The organism is Acidisoma sp. 7E03, assembly GCF_054665075.1.
Genome location: NZ_BAAFHE010000051.1, coordinates 1 through 1431 on the forward strand (window position 1 = coordinate 1; position 1431 = coordinate 1431).

The following is a 1431-nucleotide window of genomic DNA, read 5'->3' on the forward strand; positions in this document are numbered from 1 at the left end:
CATCGCGTTTTGGACGCGGGCGGTTTGGTCTGGGGTGAGGCGGAGGCCGAGCTTGGAGCGGCGCCAGAGGACGTCGTCTGCGGAGCGGGCCCATTCTTCGGCGACGAGGTAGCGGAGTTCGGCCATGGTGAGGCCGGCGCCGAAATTTTCGCCGAGATCGGCCGCGCTGCGGGCCTCGCCGAGCAGCAGGCGGGCACGCGTGCCATAGGCGCGCAGCAGGCGGCGGAGCTGGGCTTCCGGCAGGAAGGGGTAGCGCGCCGCCATCTCGGCCTGCAGCGCGGCGAAGCCCTGCATGGGAAAATCGCCGCCCGGCAGCGGCGCGCGCGCGGTCCAGCCCGGGGCTTCCCCCGCCGCCTGCGGCAGATGCGGGGCGAGTTGCGCGAGCGCCGCTTCGGCGAGCTTGCGATAGGTCGTGATCTTGCCGCCATAGAGCGAGAGCAGCGGCGCGCCGCCCGTGGTGTCGAGCTTGAGCACGTAGTCCCGCGTCGCGGCCTGGGCCTTGGTCTCGCCGGCCTCGTCATAGAGCGGGCGGACGCCGGCATAGGTCCAGACCACGGCCTCGGGCGAGAGCGGCGTCTTCAGATAGTCGGAGGCGGCGCGGCAGAGATAGGCGATCTCGGCTTCCGTTGCCCGCACGGTTGCGGGGTCCCCCTGGAAGTCCTGATCGGTGGTGCCGATCAGGGTGAAGTCCTGCTCGTAGGGAATGAGGAAGACGATGCGGCCGTCGCCGTTCTGGAAGATGTAGCAGCCGGGATGGTCGTAGAGCTTGGGCACGACGATGTGGCTGCCCTGGACGAGGCGGACCGGGGCGCGGGCATTGCCGTGCAGGACGGCGGCGCCGACCTCGCCGACCCAGGGGCCGGCGGCGTTGACGAGGGCGCGGGCGCGGATGGTCGTGGTCTCGCCGGTGTCGGTGTCGCGCGTGGTGACGCGCCAGAGGCCGCCCTCGCGCTCGGCGGCGAGGCAGCGGGTGCGCGGGCGGATGGTGGCGCCACGCTCGGCGGCATCGCGCGCATTGAGCACGACGAGGCGCGAATCCTCGACCCAGCAGTCGGAATATTCGAAGCCGCGGCGGAAGTCGGGCTTGAGCGGTCCGCCCGTCACGTCGCGCGCGAGGTCGACGGAGCGGGTGGCGGGCAGTTTGCGGCGGCCGCCGAGATGATCATAGAGGAAGAGGCCGAGGCGCAGCAGCCAGCGCGGGCGCAGCGCCTTGTGGTGGGGCAGGAGGAAGCGCAGCGGCCAGACGATGTGCGGGGCGATGCCCCACAACACCTCGCGCTCCATCAGCGCTTCGCGCACCAGGCGGAACTCGTAGTATTCGAGATAGCGCAGCCCGCCATGGATGAGCTTGGTGGAGGCGGAGGAGGTGCCCGAGGCGAGGTCCCGCTGCTCGCAGAGGAAGACGCGCCAGCCCCGACCCGTCGCGTCCCG

1 protein-coding gene is annotated in these 1431 nt (G+C 71.5%); it reads right to left on the minus strand.

What is annotated here, in order from left to right:
• The coding region (glpD, locus tag ACYQ6W_RS22600; RefSeq protein WP_459678546.1) for a glycerol-3-phosphate dehydrogenase at nucleotides 1–1431 on the minus strand (1431 nt) is incomplete at both ends.